Source organism: Geodermatophilus sp. URMC 61, assembly GCF_052931555.1.
On sequence record NZ_JBRFHZ010000002.1, the window covers coordinates 1,047,888 to 1,063,079 of the forward strand.

At 75.5% G+C, this 15,192-nt stretch carries 15 protein-coding genes; 12 read left to right on the forward strand and 3 right to left on the reverse strand.

Features of this window, described 5'->3' with window-relative positions; all coding sequences use genetic code 11:
- Positions 1 to 22 precede the first annotated feature (22 nt).
- The 7 genes from rpe (at position 23) to hisG (ending at position 5,483) form a co-directional block, all read left to right on the forward strand.
- Positions 23 to 697, forward strand: coding sequence for a ribulose-phosphate 3-epimerase (gene rpe, locus ACU610_RS04930; RefSeq protein WP_446766600.1), 675 nt, complete (start codon positions 23 to 25; stop codon positions 695 to 697).
- Complete coding sequence (gene ribD / locus ACU610_RS04935; RefSeq protein ID WP_446766601.1) at positions 694 to 1,770, forward strand: bifunctional diaminohydroxyphosphoribosylaminopyrimidine deaminase/5-amino-6-(5-phosphoribosylamino)uracil reductase RibD; 1,077 nt, start codon at positions 694 to 696, stop codon at positions 1,768 to 1,770. Before rpe ends, ribD begins: the two co-directional genes overlap by 4 nt.
- Positions 1,771 to 1,772: 2 nt before the next feature.
- Positions 1,773 to 2,399: a riboflavin synthase gene (locus ACU610_RS04940; RefSeq protein WP_446766602.1), complete on the forward strand. Its 627-nt coding sequence runs from the start codon at positions 1,773 to 1,775 to the stop codon at positions 2,397 to 2,399.
- Complete coding sequence (locus ACU610_RS04945) at positions 2,396 to 3,703, forward strand: bifunctional 3,4-dihydroxy-2-butanone-4-phosphate synthase/GTP cyclohydrolase II (RefSeq protein ID WP_446766603.1); 1,308 nt, start codon at positions 2,396 to 2,398, stop codon at positions 3,701 to 3,703. Before ACU610_RS04940 ends, ACU610_RS04945 begins: the two co-directional genes overlap by 4 nt.
- A 76-nt stretch (positions 3,704 to 3,779) precedes the next feature.
- Entirely contained in the window at positions 3,780 to 4,304 is a 525-nt protein-coding gene (gene ribH, locus ACU610_RS04950; RefSeq protein WP_446766604.1) for a 6,7-dimethyl-8-ribityllumazine synthase, read from the forward strand.
- On the forward strand, positions 4,301 to 4,564 hold the full coding sequence (locus tag ACU610_RS04955; RefSeq protein WP_446766605.1) for a phosphoribosyl-ATP diphosphatase: 264 nt from the start codon (positions 4,301 to 4,303) through the stop codon (positions 4,562 to 4,564). Before ribH ends, ACU610_RS04955 begins: the two co-directional genes overlap by 4 nt.
- A gap of 52 nt (positions 4,565 to 4,616) precedes the next feature.
- Positions 4,617 to 5,483 (forward strand): ATP phosphoribosyltransferase, encoded by an 867-nt coding sequence (hisG, locus tag ACU610_RS04960; RefSeq protein WP_446766606.1) that lies wholly within the window; start codon positions 4,617 to 4,619, stop codon positions 5,481 to 5,483.
- Between the two features lie 217 nt (positions 5,484 to 5,700).
- Here hisG and ACU610_RS04965 read toward each other — a convergent pair whose 3' ends face one another.
- Positions 5,701 to 6,711 (reverse strand): DUF2877 domain-containing protein, encoded by a 1,011-nt coding sequence (locus ACU610_RS04965; RefSeq protein WP_446766607.1) that lies wholly within the window; start codon positions 6,709 to 6,711, stop codon positions 5,701 to 5,703.
- Between the two features lie 274 nt (positions 6,712 to 6,985).
- Here ACU610_RS04965 and ACU610_RS04970 point away from each other — a divergent pair, with 274 nt between their 5' ends.
- The 3 genes from ACU610_RS04970 to ACU610_RS04980 all read left to right on the forward strand — a co-directional run bounded on the left by ACU610_RS04970 (position 6,986) and on the right by ACU610_RS04980 (position 10,723).
- Positions 6,986 to 8,932, forward strand: a complete 1,947-nt coding sequence (locus tag ACU610_RS04970; RefSeq protein ID WP_446766608.1) for a PucR family transcriptional regulator — start codon at positions 6,986 to 6,988, stop codon at positions 8,930 to 8,932.
- 121 nt (positions 8,933 to 9,053) lie between these two features.
- Positions 9,054 to 9,791, forward strand: coding sequence for a DUF5995 family protein (locus tag ACU610_RS04975; RefSeq protein ID WP_446766609.1), 738 nt, complete (start codon positions 9,054 to 9,056; stop codon positions 9,789 to 9,791).
- Positions 9,792 to 9,964: 173 nt separating this feature from the next.
- Positions 9,965 to 10,723 (forward strand): SDR family NAD(P)-dependent oxidoreductase, encoded by a 759-nt coding sequence (locus ACU610_RS04980; RefSeq protein WP_446766610.1) that lies wholly within the window; start codon positions 9,965 to 9,967, stop codon positions 10,721 to 10,723.
- A 157-nt stretch (positions 10,724 to 10,880) separates the two neighbouring features.
- Here ACU610_RS04980 and ACU610_RS04985 read toward each other — a convergent pair whose 3' ends face one another.
- Both ACU610_RS04985 and ACU610_RS04990 read right to left on the reverse strand, forming a co-directional pair.
- On the reverse strand, positions 10,881 to 11,609 hold the full coding sequence (locus ACU610_RS04985) for a GNAT family N-acetyltransferase (protein WP_446766611.1): 729 nt from the start codon (positions 11,607 to 11,609) through the stop codon (positions 10,881 to 10,883).
- 9 nt (positions 11,610 to 11,618) lie between these two features.
- Positions 11,619 to 13,265: a helix-turn-helix domain-containing protein gene (locus ACU610_RS04990; RefSeq protein ID WP_446766612.1), complete on the reverse strand. Its 1,647-nt coding sequence runs from the start codon at positions 13,263 to 13,265 to the stop codon at positions 11,619 to 11,621.
- Positions 13,266 to 13,344: 79 nt separating this feature from the next.
- Here ACU610_RS04990 and ACU610_RS04995 point away from each other — a divergent pair, with 79 nt between their 5' ends.
- Together ACU610_RS04995 and ACU610_RS05000 are read left to right on the forward strand one after the other, a co-directional pair.
- Positions 13,345 to 14,091: an SDR family oxidoreductase gene (locus tag ACU610_RS04995; protein WP_446766613.1), complete on the forward strand. Its 747-nt coding sequence runs from the start codon at positions 13,345 to 13,347 to the stop codon at positions 14,089 to 14,091.
- A gap of 116 nt (positions 14,092 to 14,207) precedes the next feature.
- The gene (locus ACU610_RS05000; protein ID WP_446766614.1) at positions 14,208 to 15,128 is read left to right on the forward strand and encodes a DMT family transporter; all 921 of its coding nucleotides are present in this window, start codon (positions 14,208 to 14,210) and stop codon (positions 15,126 to 15,128) included.
- The last annotated feature ends 64 nt before the right edge of the window (positions 15,129 to 15,192 follow it).

A 15,192-nucleotide genomic window follows, 5' to 3' on the forward strand; every position in this document is an offset into this window, starting at 1 on the left:
CCGCCGCCTAGACTCGGCGGACGTGCCCCGCAGCCCCCTCATCGCGCCCAGCCTCCTGTCGGCGGACTTCGCGCGGCTGGCCGAGGAGGCGCAGCGGGTCGCCGATGCCGACTGGCTGCACTTCGACGTCATGGACGCGCACTTCGTGCCGAACCTGACCTTCGGGCTGCCGGTCATGCAGGCGGTGCAGGCGGTCAGCCCGGTGCCGCTGGACTGCCACCTGATGATCGAGGACCCGGCGCGCTGGGCGCCGGGCTACGCCGAGGCGGGTGCGCGCAACGTCACCGTGCACGCCGAGGCCTGCACCGGCGACCCGCGGGCCGTCGCCCGAGACCTGCGCGCCGCCGGGTCGCTGGCCGGCCTGGCGCTCAAGCCCGGGACGCCGCTGGAGGAGTACCTCGACGTGCTCCCCGAGTTCGACACCCTGCTGGTCATGACCGTCGAGCCCGGCTTCGGCGGTCAGCGGTTCATCGCCGAGACGCTGCCCAAGGTGCGCCGCGCCCGGGAACTGGTCGACACCGGGCACCTCACGCTGCTGGTCGAGGTCGACGGCGGCATCAACGCCGACACCATCGAGCAGGCCGCCGCCGCCGGCGCCGACGTGTTCGTGGCCGGCTCGGCGGTCTACGGCGCCGACGACCCGGCGCGCGCCATCGCCGGCCTGCGCGCGCAGGCCGCTGCGGCGTGGCAGGGGTGAGCGTCTCCGCGGCCGAGCTCTCGGCCATGGCGCGGGCGCGCGAGCTGGGCACGGGCGTCCTCGGCACCACCAGCCCGAACCCACCGGTGGGCGCGGTGGTGCTGGCCGCCGACGGGACGCCGGTGGGGGAGGGCGCGACCGCACCGCCCGGGGGTCCGCACGCCGAGGTCCGAGCGCTGGCACAGGCGGGGGAGCGGGCCCGCGGGGGCACCGCCGTCGTCACCCTCGAGCCGTGCGCCCACACCGGCCGCACCGAGCCGTGCGTCGAGGCGCTGCTCACCGCCGGGGTGGCCCGCGTGGTGGTCGCCGTCCCCGAACCGACCCCGCTGGCCGGGGGAGGCGCCGCCCGGCTGCGTGCCGCCGGCGTCGAGGTCGAGCTCGGCGTGGAGCAGCGGGCCGCCGAGGAGGGCGCGCTGGCCGCGTGGCTGACCGGCGTGCGCGAGCAGCGCCCGTTCGTGGTCTGGAAGGTCGCCGGCACCCTCGACGGCCGGGTGGCCGCCGCCGACGGCAGCAGCCGCTGGGTCACCGGGCCGGAGGCGCGGGCCGCCGTCCACCGGCTGCGGGCCACCTGTGACGCGGTCGTCGTCGGGTCGGGGACGGCGCTGACCGACGACCCGCAGCTCACCGTCCGCGACGCCGACGGGCGGGACGCCGCACGGCAGCCGCTGCGCGTGGTCCTCGACCGCCGCGGCCGGCTCCCAGGGACCGCCCGGGTGCTCGACGACGCCGCGCCCACCCTGGTCAGCGCCGCGACCGGCCCGGGAGAGCTGCTCAGCGAGCTCTTCGCCCGCGACGTGCGGCGGGTGCTGCTGGAGGGCGGTCCGACGCTGGCCGCCGCCTTCCTGCGCGAGGAGCTCGTCGACGAGGCGGTCGTGCACCTGGCACCCAAGCTGCTCGGCGCCGGCGCACCGCTGGTCGGTGACCTGGGAATCACCGGGATCGGCGACGCGCTGACCCTCACGGTCACCGGCCTCACCCGCCTGGGCGGGGACGTGGAGATCCGACTGCGGCCCAACCGGCACACTGGACACCGGCGCGTCGCGGACCACCACGGCGCGACCGGAGGGAGTTGATCGTGTTCACCGGCATCGTCGAGGAGGTCGGCGTCCTGCTGGCTCGTGAGCCGGTCGGGCGGGTGGGTCGTGAGGCCGACTCCGCCCGGCTGCGCATCCGGGCGCGCAAGGCGCTCGAGGGCGTGGCGCTGGGCGACTCGATCGCCGTCAACGGCGTCTGCCTCACCGTCACCGGGAGCGACGGGGAGGAGTGGACCACCGACGTGATGGCCGAGACCCTCCGCCGCAGCTCCCTCGGCGCCCTGGGCGCCGGCGACCCGGTCAACCTCGAGCGCGCGGTCACCCCGCACACCCGGCTCGGCGGGCACCTGGTGCAGGGCCACGTCGACGGTGTCGGCACCGTCGTCACCCGCACCCCCGGCGAGCACTGGGAGGTCGTGCGGGTCGCGCTGCCGCCGGAGCTGGCGCGCTACGTCGTCGAGAAGGGCTCGATCACCGTGGACGGCGTCTCGCTGACCGTGAGCGCCGTCAGCGCCGCAGACGACCCCGAGCCGTGGTTCGAGGTCAGCCTGATCCCCACCACCCTGCGCGAGACCACGCTGGGTGCCGTCCCTCCCGGGAGCCCGGTCAACCTGGAGGTCGACGTGATCGCCAAGTACGTGGAACGCCTGTTGGGAGCACGCCGGTGAGTGCCAAGGTCCGCCTGGACACCGTCGAGGACGCGATCGCGGCCGTCAAGAGCGGCCGGCCGGTCGTCGTGATGGACGACGAGGACCGCGAGAACGAGGGCGACCTGATCTTCGCCTCCGAGCTGGCCACCCCGGAGCTCGTCGCGTTCATGGTCCGCTACACCTCGGGCTACATCTGCGTGGCCGTCACCGAGGCCGACGCCGACCGGCTGGACCTGCCCCCGATGTTCCGGGTCAACCAGGACCGCCGCGGCACCGCCTACACCGTCACCGTGGACGCGCGCGAGGGCGTGACCACCGGCATCTCCGCCGCCGACCGCGCGCACACCATCCGGTTGCTGGCCTCGCCGGACACCGACTCCACCGACCTGGCCCGGCCCGGGCACATCGTGCCGCTGCGCGCCAAGGACGGCGGCGTGCTGCGCCGGCCCGGCCACACCGAGGCCGCCGTCGACCTCGCGGTGCTCGCCGGGCTGCGCCCCTCCGGGACGCTGTGCGAGCTGGTCAGCGAGAAGGACCCGACCGGCATGGCCCGCGGCGAGGAGCTGCGCGTCTTCGCCGACGAGCACGACCTCTGCCTGATCTCCATCGCCGACCTCATCGCCTACCGCAAGCGCTTCGACAAGCTGGTCGAGCGCGTCGCCGAGGCCACCGTGCCGCTGGCGCCGGGCACCTTCACCGCCGTCGGCTACCGCAGCTCCTACGACGAGCGCGAGCACGTCGCCTTCGTCTACGGAGACATCGGCGACGGCGAGGACGTGCTGGTGCGCGTGCACTCCGAGTGCCTGACCGGCGACGTGTTCGGCTCGCTGCGCTGCGACTGTGGCCCCCAGCTGCAGGCCGCGCTGGCCGCGGTGGCCCAGGAGGGGCGCGGCATCGTGCTCTACATCCGCGGGCACGAGGGCCGGGGCATCGGCCTGCTCCACAAGCTGCAGGCCTACCAGTTGCAGGACATGGGGATCGACACCGTCGACGCCAACCTCGACCTCGGCCTGCCGGCCGACGCCCGCGACTACGGCACCGGGGCGCAGATCCTCGTCGACCTCGGCGTGCACACCATGCGGCTGCTCACGAACAACCCCGCCAAGCGCGCCGGGTTGGAGGGCTACGGGCTCATGGTGACCGGCCGGGTGCCGCTGCCCAGCCACGTCACCGCGGAGAACCTGGCCTACCTGCGCACCAAGCGCGACCGGATGGGCCACCTGCTCGACATCATCGAGCCGGAGACCGAGTCCGGCCCGGCCGACGCCGCCACCGTGCCCGGTACCGACGTCCCGCTGCACCAGACGGAGCAGCAGCTGTGAACGAGCTCGCGAGTTCACCGATGAGCACGGCAGTGGGCCCGCGAACGTGGCCGACGAGCGCCGGCGAGGAGGTCGCGTGAGTGGGAAGGGCGCGCCCGAGGCGGCGGCGGTCGACGCGGCCGGGCTGACGCTCGGCATCGTCGCCACGACCTGGCACGCCGAGATCACGGGGGCACTGCTGGACCGCGCGGTCGCCGCCGCGGTCGCCAGCGGCGTGCCCGAGCCGACCGTCGTCCGGGTGCCGGGGGCGGTGGAGCTGCCGGTGGTCGCCCAGGCGCTCACCGAGCGGCACGACGCCGTCGTGGCGCTCGGTGTCGTCATCCGTGGCGGGACGCCGCACTTCGAGTACGTCTGCGACGCGGTCACCGCCGGCCTGACGCGGGTCGCCCTGGACGCGGGCAAGCCCGTCGGCAACGGCGTCCTCACCTGTGACACCGAGGAGCAGGCCCGGGACCGCGCCGGGCTCCCCGGCTCCGGCGAGGACAAGGGCTGGGAGGCGGCCGTGGCCGCTCTCGCGACGGCGCTGACCCTGCGCAGCCTGCGCGGGCCCGCCCGGCCCACCGGCTTCTCGATCCGACCGGCCGACGGGAGCCGCGCGTGAAGACCTTCGACGAGCTGTTCGCCGAGCTCTCCGCCAAGGTCGCCGCGGGCGACCCTGCGTCGGGGACGGTCTCGGCGGTCCGCGACGGCGTGCACGCCGCGGGCAAGAAGGTCGTCGAGGAGGCCGCCGAGTCCTGGATGGCCGCCGAGCACGAGGGGACCGAGCGCACGGCCGAGGAGGTCAGCCAGCTCCTCTACCGGGTGCAGGTCCTGATGCTCGCCCGCGGGCTGACCCTCGACGACGTCTATGCCCACCTCTGACCCTGCTCATCGCTGAGCCACCCCCGACCGAACCGATCGAAGGAGTCCCTCCGTGCTGCGCATCGCCGTGCCGAACAAAGGCGTCCTGAGTGAGCCCGCGGCCGCCATGCTCGCCGAGAGCGGCTACCGGCAGCGCCGCAGCACCAAGGACCTCGCCGTCTACGACCCCGACAGCGACACCGAGTTCTTCTACCTGCGGCCCCGTGACATCGCCGTCTACGTGGCCGCCGGCACGCTGGACGTGGGCATCACCGGCCGGGACATGCTGCTGGAGACCGCGCCGGCCGTCGGCGAGGGCGCCGCCGCGGTGGAGGTCATGCCGCTGGGTTTCGGCCGCTCCTCCTTCCGGTTCGCCACGCCGGTGGAGTCCGGCATTGAGACCGTCGAGCAGCTGGCCGGCAAGCGGATCGCCACGGCCTACCCGGTGCTGCTGCAGCGCCACCTCGACGAGCGAGGCATCGCGGCCTCGGTGGTCAAGCTCGACGGCGCGGTGGAGACCGCCTGCCGGCTCGGCGTCGCCGACGCCGTCTGCGACGTGGTCGAGACCGGGACGACGCTGCGCGCGGCCGGGCTGCACATCATCGGCGAGCCGGTGCTCAGCAGCGAGGCCATCCTGGTGCGGCGGGCCGGGGCCGAGGAGGACCCCGCGGTCGCGCAGCTGCGCCGTCGGCTGCGCGGTGTGCTGGTGGCCCGGCAGTACGTGATGCTCGACTACGACTGCCCCAACGAGCTGCTGGAGAAGGCCACCGCCCTGACTCCGGGCCTCGAGGGGCCGACGGTCAGCCCGCTGCAGACCGAGGGCTGGTCGGCGGTGCGCGCGATGGTCGCCCAGCACGACACCAACCGGGTGATGGACGAGCTCTGGGAGCTCGGCGCCCGGGCGATCCTCGTCACCAGCATCCACGCCTGCCGGATCTGAGAGGGGACCCCGTCCTCCCCACCCCTCGTGAGAGGACCTCCCTGCCCCCCACCGCTCGCAGGCTCGCAGCGGGACCCTGCAGGGAGGCCAGCGGGATCCGGGACGGGGCCCGCGGCGAGCCTCCGGACGGGGCCGCGCGCCGGTGTGGCTCGCGGTGCGGTCCGCACGTACGAGAGCCCCCGTCCGGACGGGACGGGGGCTCTCGGCGTCTCGGCGTTCAGCGGACGCGCATGGTCCGGTCGACGAGGTCGATCGCGGTGCACAGCCCGAGGGCCATCGCCCGGCCGCTGGTCGTTCCGGTGGCCAGCAGGCCGTCGATCGCCGGGCCCAGCGGCCGCTCGCCGACCAGTCCGTGCAGCACCGCGGCGTACTCGGCACTGACCCGGCCGGCGGCCGCGTGCCGCAGCAGCGACCGGGACAGCTCGGTCGTCCGACCGGCGGCCAGCGCGGAGACCGCGGCGGCGAACCGCTCGGCGGCGGGGTGGCCCAGCAGCACGAGCCCGGCCATGGTGCCGGCCATGACGTCGTCACCGGCCGGGGTCAGCCCCGGGCCGAGGCCGATCAGCCGCGTGGCGGTGCGGAGGGCGGCGTCGAGGTCGGCCCGGCGGACGGCGCCGCGCAGCGCCGCGAGCGGGCCGCCGGGACCGGCCGGCAGGCCGGGGAGGGTGAAGGCGCTGTGCGGGACCCCTTCGCCGTAGAGGGCGTTGCGCAGCTGGCGGACACCCTCGGGCAGCAGCGCCGGGCGGGGGCGCGGCAGCCGGGGCCGCGGGTCCCACCAGGCGGCGGCGCTGACGGCGAGGTCGCCCACGACGATGCGCCCGCCGCCGACCTCGGCCGGGGCGTCGGGCGGCAGTGCCACCAGCGGGCGGCCGTTGCTGGGACGGAACAGCACGCAGGCCAGCGGCAGCCGGGCGGCGTCGCTGGTGAGCACGCCGACGACGTCGCCGCCGCGTTCGGTGGGCACCTGCAGGTAGACGGCGGCCGGGACGCTGAGGAGGACGCGCGCCGGGCGGACCGGACCGCGCAGCAGGTCGGCGACACCGGTGCTCGCCGAGGCGGGCACGGCGGTGGCGGCACGGGCAGGGGGAGCGGTGCGCGCGGTCGCCTGGGCGGACTCGCGCGGCAGCGGGATGGTCGGTAGGCCGGCCCGCGCGGCGCGGCCACGCGGGGAGGTCGGAGTCCCGGGGCGGTTCCCGCCCGGGCCTGCGGTCTCGTCGATGGTGCGCATGGCGACCCTCTTCACGCTGGAAGACCACGGGGAGCACCGTCGGCTCGGGACCCCCCGCCCGGGCCCGTCGCCCCGCTGGAGGGGCTGGCGGCACCCTGGGGCGGGAACCGGCCTACCATCCACCGGGCGGAGTGGAACCGGGTCTCGAACCTATGCGGCGCGTCGCACGCCAAAGTATGGCGGATGTCGCCAAGAATGGATGATCAGGTCCGAGCACTCCTGACAGGGTGCTCCGGTGCCGCTGTGTGCATCGGCAACTGAGAAAGTTGGAGTCGTGACCCAGGGTGAAGCCTCCCTCATCGTCCCCACGCTGGGTGAGGGCATGGTGTCGTCCCGGCGTCACCTGTCGGCAGCGGAGGCGCCGGTGACCGAGAGCCGCGGCGAGCGGCCCAGCTGGCAGGAGCGCATGGGCCTGAGCCTGGCCGAGGCGCTGCAGCTGCCCGGCCTCGCGGGGACGGAGGTCGTCGCGGGGCGCGGCGGCCTCGACCGCGTCGTCCGGTACATGGTGGTCGACGACCCCGCCGACCCATTGGCCGTGGCCGGTCCCGACGTCCTCGTCGTCCTCGGGGCGCGCCTGCCGCCGGCCGACGCCGCCAACTGCCGCGCCCTGGTGGAGCGGCTGGAGTCCATGGGCACCGCGGCGCTGGCGTACCGCCGGACCGAGGGGCCGCCGCCGGTGCCGGCCGACGTGCTGAGCGAGGCCGACCGCCGGGCGCTGCCCGTGCTCGCCCTGCCCGCGACGGTGCGCACGGGCGAGGTCGTCTCCGAGGTGCTCGGCGCCGTCGTCGGCAAGCAGAGCGAGGCGCTGGCGCTCTCCAACCGCATGCACGACCAGTTCATCGACGTCGCGCTCAGCGGCGGTGGGCTGGCCGAGGTGACCGAGCAGCTCGCGGCCTCCCTCGAGGGCGCCGCCGTCCTGGGGCTGGGACCGGACCGCGAGATCGTCACCAGCGCCGGCCCGGTCGAGGACGTCGCCGAGATCAGCGACTGGCTGTGGCTCCTGGACGCCGAGGCCGAGGACGAGATGGCGATGATGGCGCCGTCCCGCCGGCTCTCGGGGCTGCGCGCCGACCAGACCGTCGTGACCCCGGCCGACGTGCTCGCCGACGCCGACCTCTCCCCGGCCGACGGCATCCTGCTCGTCCCCGGGCACCACGAGCTGCCCGGCGGGGTGGGCGAGTACGCGGTCGCTCCGATCATGGCCGGCGACCAGCGGCACGGCTGGCTGGTCGCCGTCCACCGGACCGGGCCGCTGCTCGTCGGCGCCGGCGCGCTGCTCGAGCGGGCCGCGGTGGTCGCCGCGCTCTCGGTGATCCGCCAGCAGGCCGTGCACTCGGTGGAGCTGCGCTTCCAGGGCGACCTGGTGCGCCGGCTGGTCGCCGGGTCGCTGCGGCACACCGAGCGCGCACTGGCCCAGACCCGGTCCTTCGGCTGGCGGCTCGACGGCCCGGTCGTCGTCCTGGTGACCGCGACCGAGACCGCCGCCGACCCGCAGGCCGACCCCACCCGCGCCCTCGACGTCCTCGACCGGCTGGCCGACGGCTGGCGCGCCGCGCTGGAGACCGAGGTCTCCGGCGCGGCGGTGGCCGGGCTCTCGACGGAGATCGTCACGGTGCTGCCGCTCGACGGGCGGACGCCGGAGGAGATCACCTCCCTGGTGGCCGCGGTGACCGGCCGGGTCAACGCGCGGGTGCGCCGGGTCGGGCGGGTGCTCGGTACCGGCATCGGCCGCCCGGCGGGCTCGCTGTCGGCGCTGGGCGAGGCCCACCAGCAGGCGTCCCGGGCGCTCGGCGTGGGCCAGGAGATCCACGGGCCCCAGGCGGTCACCCACTTCGACCAGCTGGGCGTCTTCCGGCTGCTGTCGCTGATCCCGGACAGCACCGAGCTGCGCAACTACGTCGACGAGGTGCTGGGGACGCTGGCCGACGCCGCCGACCCGGACTCCGCCGACCTGCGGGAGACCCTGCGGGTGCTGCTGGAGACGAACCTGAACGTCGCGGAGTCCGCGCGCCGGCTGCACTTCCACTACAACACGATGCGGTACCGGATCGGCAAGCTCGAGCGGCTGCTCGGACCCTTCACCACCGACCCGACGCTGCGGCTGAACCTGCTGCTCGCGCTGCACGCGGCCCGCATGCGGGGCCTGGACCAGCCGCACCGCCCACCGGTGGACGCCGCGATGACGCAGCCCCCGGACGACGGCCTCGACGCGCTGATCTGACGAAGGACCCCGTGAAGGACCCCGCTGCCCCCCACCGCTCGCACGCTCGCGGTGGGACCCTGCACCAGGGCCGTCCGACCGCTCGCACGCTCGCGGCGGTCCCCAGCAACGGGGCCGCAGCGTGACAGAGGCCGTCGCGGCGCTGGTCGACCGCATGGGGGAGCTGCTGGCGCCGCTGGAGGCCGACCGCGACCCGGCCCGCTTCTTCCTGGGCGTGTACCTGCGGACGACGGTCGCCGTCGGTGCGGCGATCGACGCGGGCGCCTTCGAGGACCCGGCCTGGGTCGAGGAGTGGGACGTCGACTTCGCCGGCCTCTACCTCGACGCGCTGACCGCTCACCGCCGCGACCCGGCGTCGGCCCCCTGGCCGTGGCGGCTGGCCTTCGGCGCGCGGCCGGACCTGCCGCCGGAGGCGCACGTGCTGCTCGGCATGAACGCGCACATCAACTACGACCTGCCGCAGTCGCTGGTGCGGGTCGTGCCGCCGCTGGAGTTCGACACGCCCGCGACGCTGGTGATGCGCGGGCGCGACCACGAGCGGATCGACCGGGTGCTCGCCTCCCGGGTCGCCGCCGAGGACGGCGAGCTGCACCGCGCCGGGGGACGGCGGACGCGGCTGGACCGGCTGCTGGCCCCGGTCAACCGCACGGCCAGCCAGGTGTTCCTGCGCGAGTCCCGGCGCAAGGTGTGGGCCAATGCGGCCGCACTCGACCGCGCCCGCCGCCGCGGACCGGAGGTCGCCGCGGCCCGGCTGGCCGAGCTCGAGGCCGCGGCCGCCGCACGGGTCGACGACCTGCTGCGCCCGGGCCCGGTGCTGGTGCGACTGGCCGTCCGCGGCTTCGGCGTCACGCTGGGCTGATCCGCTCCCGCTCCGCGCTGCCGGGACGGGGAGCGTCGGCGAGGCTGGGACGACGGCCGCACCCGGTGGCCCGACCAGGAGGTGTCTGCAGTGAGCGCCGCGAGGACGACGGGCGAGCGAGCATCGCAGCGAGCGCCAGCGAGCGAGGAGCGGAACGAGCCCGGAGTCGAGCAGTGAGCGAGGTCGCCCGTCCCCTGTCCGGCAGGGTCGCGCTGGTCACCGGCGCGTCGTCGGGGATCGGTGCAGCGACGGCCGTCGCCCTGGCCGAGGCGGGCGCCTCCGTGGCGATCGGCGCTCGCCGCCGCGACCGGCTCGACGACCTGGCCGCGCGGCTCGGCGAGGCCGGCGCGAAGGTGGCCACCCTCGACCTCGACGTCACCGACGAGGCGTCCTGCCGCGACGCCGTCGCCCGCACCCGCAGCGACCTCGGCGGGCTCGACGTCCTGGTCAACAACGCCGGGGTGATGCTGCTCGGCACGATCGTCGGCGCCGATCCCGAGGACTGGCGGCGCATGCTCGGCACCAACGTGCTCGGGCTGATGTACATGACCCACGCGGCGATCGAGGGCATGGTCGAGCAGGGCTCGGGGGACGTCGTCAACATCTCCAGCGTCGCCGGCCGCCAGGCCCGCAAGGGCGCCGGGGTCTACAACGCCTCGAAGTGGGCGGTGAACGCCTTCAGCGAGTCGCTGCGCCAGGAGGTGACGACGAAGGGTGTGCGGGTCTCGCTGGTCGAGCCCGGCGCCGTCAGCACCGAGCTGACCGACCACATCACCCAGCCCGAGGTCAAGGTGGCGTCGGTGCAGATGTACACCAGCATGCGCGCCCTGCACGCCGAGGACGTCGCCCGCGCGATCGTCTACGTGGTGACCCAGCCGCCCCACGTGGCGGTCAACGAGGTGCTGGTGCGCCCCACCGACCAGGAGCGCTGAGCGGCCCGACCGGCCGGTCGGCACTCTCGCGCCGTTCCTCGCGTGTGCGCGCTGGTGCACCGGCGCAGCGGCGGCTGGAACAGCGCGGGAGTGGCACGGCGGCTCCGCCCCGGGTCCTGGGCCGAGCCTGCGAGGCGCCGGGGAGGAGGGTCCTCCTTCAGTCGACCGGCGGGATGGGCGTGCGGACGGCGTAGAGGACGTCGTCGCGCTCGTGCACGAAGCCGAGGCGGGCCGCGACCGCCAGGCTGGCCCGGTTGTCGGGGCTCGTGGTCCAGGTCGGCGTGCGGCCCCGGGAACGGACGTCGGCCATCACCGCGGCGGCGCACGCGGTCGACAGGCCGTGGCCCCGGGCCCCTGGCTCGGTGACGACGCCGAGGTCCTCGAACCGCCGGCCGACCAGGAACGGGCACGCGACGGAGACCGGACGGTCGCCGTCGAACGCGGCCCAGGCCCATCCGGACGCCGCGAGTCCGGCGGCGCCGCCCCAGGTCGCGCCGATCCAGGCGATCGAGGGGGAGAGCGCGGCCAGGGCGGGCGCGTCGCTTCCCTCCAACCGCCGGACCGCGGCGACCGGTGCCGGCGTCTGCGTCGTGGGTGGCAGGAGGGCGATCACGCGCGGCCAGATCGCGGTGCCCGGGTCGATGGCGCGCAGCGTCGGCAGCCACTCGGGTGGCGCCTCGACGAACCCGGCCAGGCCGTCGACGTGGCGCGGGACCCCGCGCAGCGCGACGTTGCCGCCGGACGCGGCCATCACGGTCCGCGGTGCGGGCCACCGGTCGACCCGGCAGACCCCCACGCCGGTGAGCGCGATGTGCTGCTGGACCAGCGGGCCGGGCCGCTCGGGCGCGAAGAAGTCCGCCACGTCGGCTGCGGGGACCTCGAGCACGTCGGCGGCCTAGTCGTGGAAGACCTCGATGCGGGCCCCCATCTCGACCAGCCGCTCGTAGAGCTGCTCGTAGCCGCGGGCGATGATGTCGACGTTGCGCAGCACCGACGTGCCCTTGGCCGCGAGCATGGCCAGCAGGATGCACACCGCCGGGCGCAGCGCCGGCGGGCAGACCACCTCCGCGCTCGACCAGCGCGTCGGGCCGGTCACGAGCACGCGGTGCGGGTCGAGCAGCCGGACGTCGGCGCCGAGCCGGGTCAGGTCGGAGAGGTGGATCGCCCGGTTGTCGTAGACCCAGTCGTGGATCAGCGTCGAGCCGGTGGCCGCGGCCGCGATGACGGCGAAGAACGGCAGGTTGTCGATGTTGAGGCCGGGGAACGGCATCGGGTGGATCTTGTCGATCGGCGCCTTGAGCTGCGACGGCGAGATGGTGACGTCGACCAGCCGTGTGTGCCCGTTGTCGGCCAGGTACTCCGGGGAGAGGCGGTAGCGCAGCCCCATCTCGGCGAGGGTGGCCAGCTCCACCTCGAGGAACTCGATCGGCGCCCGGCGCACGGTCAGCTCGGAGTCGGTGACGATGCCGGCGGTCAGCAGGCTCATCGCCTCCACCGGGTCCTCGCTGATCGTGTAGTCGACGTCGGCCTCGAGCACCGGCCGCCCGCGGACGACGAGGGTGGTGGTGCCCAGCCCCCGGATCCCGACGCCGAGCAGCTGCAGGTACAGGCAGAGGTCCTGGACCATGTAGTTGGAGCTGGCGTTGCGGATGGTCGTCGTCCCGTCGGTGCGGGCCGCGGCCAGCAGCGCGTTCTCGGTGACGGTGTCGCCCCGCTCGGTCAGCACGATGGTGCGGTCCGCCGTGTCAGGCGGAGTGACCGCGGCGTGGTACCGGCCGCCGCGGGCCTCGACCTCCAGCCCGAAGGGGCGCAGCGCGATCATGTGCGGCTCGACCGTGCGGGTGCCCAGGTCGCAACCGCCCGCGTAGGGCAGGTCGAACGACGGCGCCCGGTGCAGCAGCGGGCCGAGGAACATGATGATGCTGCGGGTGCGGCGGGCGGCGTCGGCGTCGATGCCGGCCAGGTCGAGCTCGTCGGGGACGAGGAGCGTGAGGTCGCGGCCGGTCCCGTCCCAGGTCGCCGAGACGCCGATCGAGCGCAGCACGTCGAGGATCCGGTCCACCTCGACGATGCGGGCGACGTTGCGCAGCGTCGTCCGGCCGCGGTTGAGCAGGGCCGCGCACAGCAGCGCGACGGCGGCGTTCTTCGAGGACTTGACGACGACGCTGCCGCGTAGCGGCACGCCGCCGGCGACCCGCAGGTGGGTGGGGCCGGACGGGCCGACGCTGAACAGCTCGCGCTCCAGGGCCTCGGACAGCCGGCCGAGCAGCTCGAGGGTGAGGTTCTGGCCGCCCTGCTCGATGCGGGCGACGGCGCTCTGGCTGGTGCCCAGGCGCTCGGCGAGCTGCTGCTGGGTCAGCCCACGGTGCCGGCGGGCGTCGCGGACGAGCATGCCGATGCGGTGCATCGCGCTGGCCTCGTGCGCGGGGGTGCCGGCGCTGGCCTCGTGCGCGGGGGTGCCGGCGCTGGCCTCGTGCGCGGGGGTGCCGGCGTCGGCCTGCAGCGTGGGGGTGGTGTCGGTGGTCGGTGGGGTGGCCGTCACGAGTGGTCACGATATCTCGTATGTGAGATGCGGCGGGTCTGCCGCGTCGCGGTGGAGCGGTCCGGCCAGACTGCGGGGCATGGACGTTCTGGTGACGGGAGGGACGGGGCGGCTGGGCCGGCTCGTCGTCGAGCGCCTGCAGGACGGCGGGCACCGCGTGCGGCAGATGTCGCGGCGGGGGACCGGCCCGGGCGGAGTGCGCGGCGACCTGGCGACCGGCCGCGACCTGTCGACGGCGCTGGCCGGCGCGGAGGTCGTCGTGCACGCGGCGAGTGACGCGCGGGGGGACTACTGGGAGGCCGACGTCGCCGGCACGCGGCGGCTGGTGCAGGCGGTGGACCGGGATCGGCTGCGGCACCTGGTGTTCGTCTCCATCGTCGGCGTCGACCGGATCCCCTACGGCTACTACCACGCCAAGTACGCCGCCGAGCAGGTGCTGCTGGCCTCGGGGCTACCGGTGACGCTGCTGCGGATCACCCAGTTCCACGACTTCGTCGACCAGTTGCTGACCACGGCCCGGCGCGGGCCGGTGCTGCCGGTGCCGATGGGCTGGCGGCTGCAGCCGGTGGACGTGGCGGAGGCCGCCGCGCACGCCGCGGAGGTGGCGCTCGGGGCGCCGGCCGGGGACGTCGTCGAGTACGGCGGCCCCGAGGAGCTGACCGCGGCGGAGGTCGCGCGGGCGTGGGCGGCGGCCCGGGAGCCGAACGCCCACGTGGTGGCCACCCCGGTGCCCGGCCGGCTCTCGGCGGCGGTCCGCGACGGGGGTGCGCTGCCCACCCGCGGCGCGCGTGGGCGGCGCACCTACGCCGAGCACCTGCGCGGCTGACGAAGGACCCCGTCCTCCCCACCCTTCGCAGGCTCAGGGTGGGACCCGGGACGGGGCCGAGGACGGCGTCCGGAAACCGCCGGTGGCGGGCGCGGACACCGACCTAGGGTCGTTGCGTGCCCCGCCGCGCTGCCGTCCCCGTGCTCGCCGCCGTCGTCGTCACCGTGCTGGCCTGGGCGTCGGCGTTCGTCGGCATCCGCGCCGTGGGGGCCGAGCTCTCCCCGGGGCCGCTGGCGCTGGGCCGGCTGCTGGTCGGTACCGCGGTGCTCGGCCTGCTGCTCGCCGGGGCCGGCCGGCCGTGGGTGGCACCCACCCGCCCGGAGTGGGGACTGCTCGCGGTCTGCGGGGTCGGCTGGTTCGGCGTCTACAACCTGGCGCTCAACGCGGCCGAGCAGCACCTGGACGCCGGGACGACGGCGATGCTGGTCAACGTCGGGCCGATCCTCATCGCCGTCCTGGCCGGGCTGTGGTTGGGCGAGGGCTTCCCGCGGTGGCTTGTCGCCGGCCTGGCGGTGGCCTTCGCCGGCGTGCTGCTCATCGGTACGGCGACCCGCGGCGCCGAGATCGACGGCCTGGGTGTGGTGCTGTGCCTGGTCGCCGCGATCACCTACGCCGCCGGGGTCGTCGCGCAGAAGCCGCTGCTGCGCCGGCTGCCGCCGTTGCAGGTCACGGCCACGGCGTGCGCAGTCGGGGCGCTGTGCTGCCTGCCCTGGGCCGGGTCGCTGGTCGCGGAGCTGGGCGCGGCCTCGCCCGGGTCGGTGGTCGGGCTCGTCTACCTGGGCGCGGTGCCGACCGCGCTGGCCTTCAGCACGTGGGCCTACGCGCTGGCGCGCACGGACGCCGGGCGGCTGGGCGTGACCACCTACCTCGTGCCGCCGCTGGTCGTGCTCATGGGCTGGCTGCTGCTCGACGAGGTCCCGCCGGCCCTCGCCGTCGTCGGCGGCGCGGTGTGCCTGGCCGGCGTCGCACTGTCCCGCCGGCGCAGCCGCGTCCGCCCGCCGGTCGCGGTCGTCCAGGAGGCGGGCAGCGCCGCCTGAGCCGGACCACGGACGGGCGAGGGCTCCACTGCCGGAGCAGTGGAGCCCTCGTCGTGTCCGGTCG

Bases quoted from the DNA above. Each gene is read 5' to 3' on its own strand.
- ACU610_RS04965 (WP_446766607.1), bottom strand. From the start codon at position 6,711: ATGCGCACCATCGACGAGACCGCAGGCCCGGGCGGGAACCGCCCCGGG.
- ACU610_RS04995 (WP_446766613.1), top strand. From the start codon at position 13,345: ATGGACGTTCTGGTGACGGGAGGGACGGGGCGGCTGGGCCGGCTCGTC.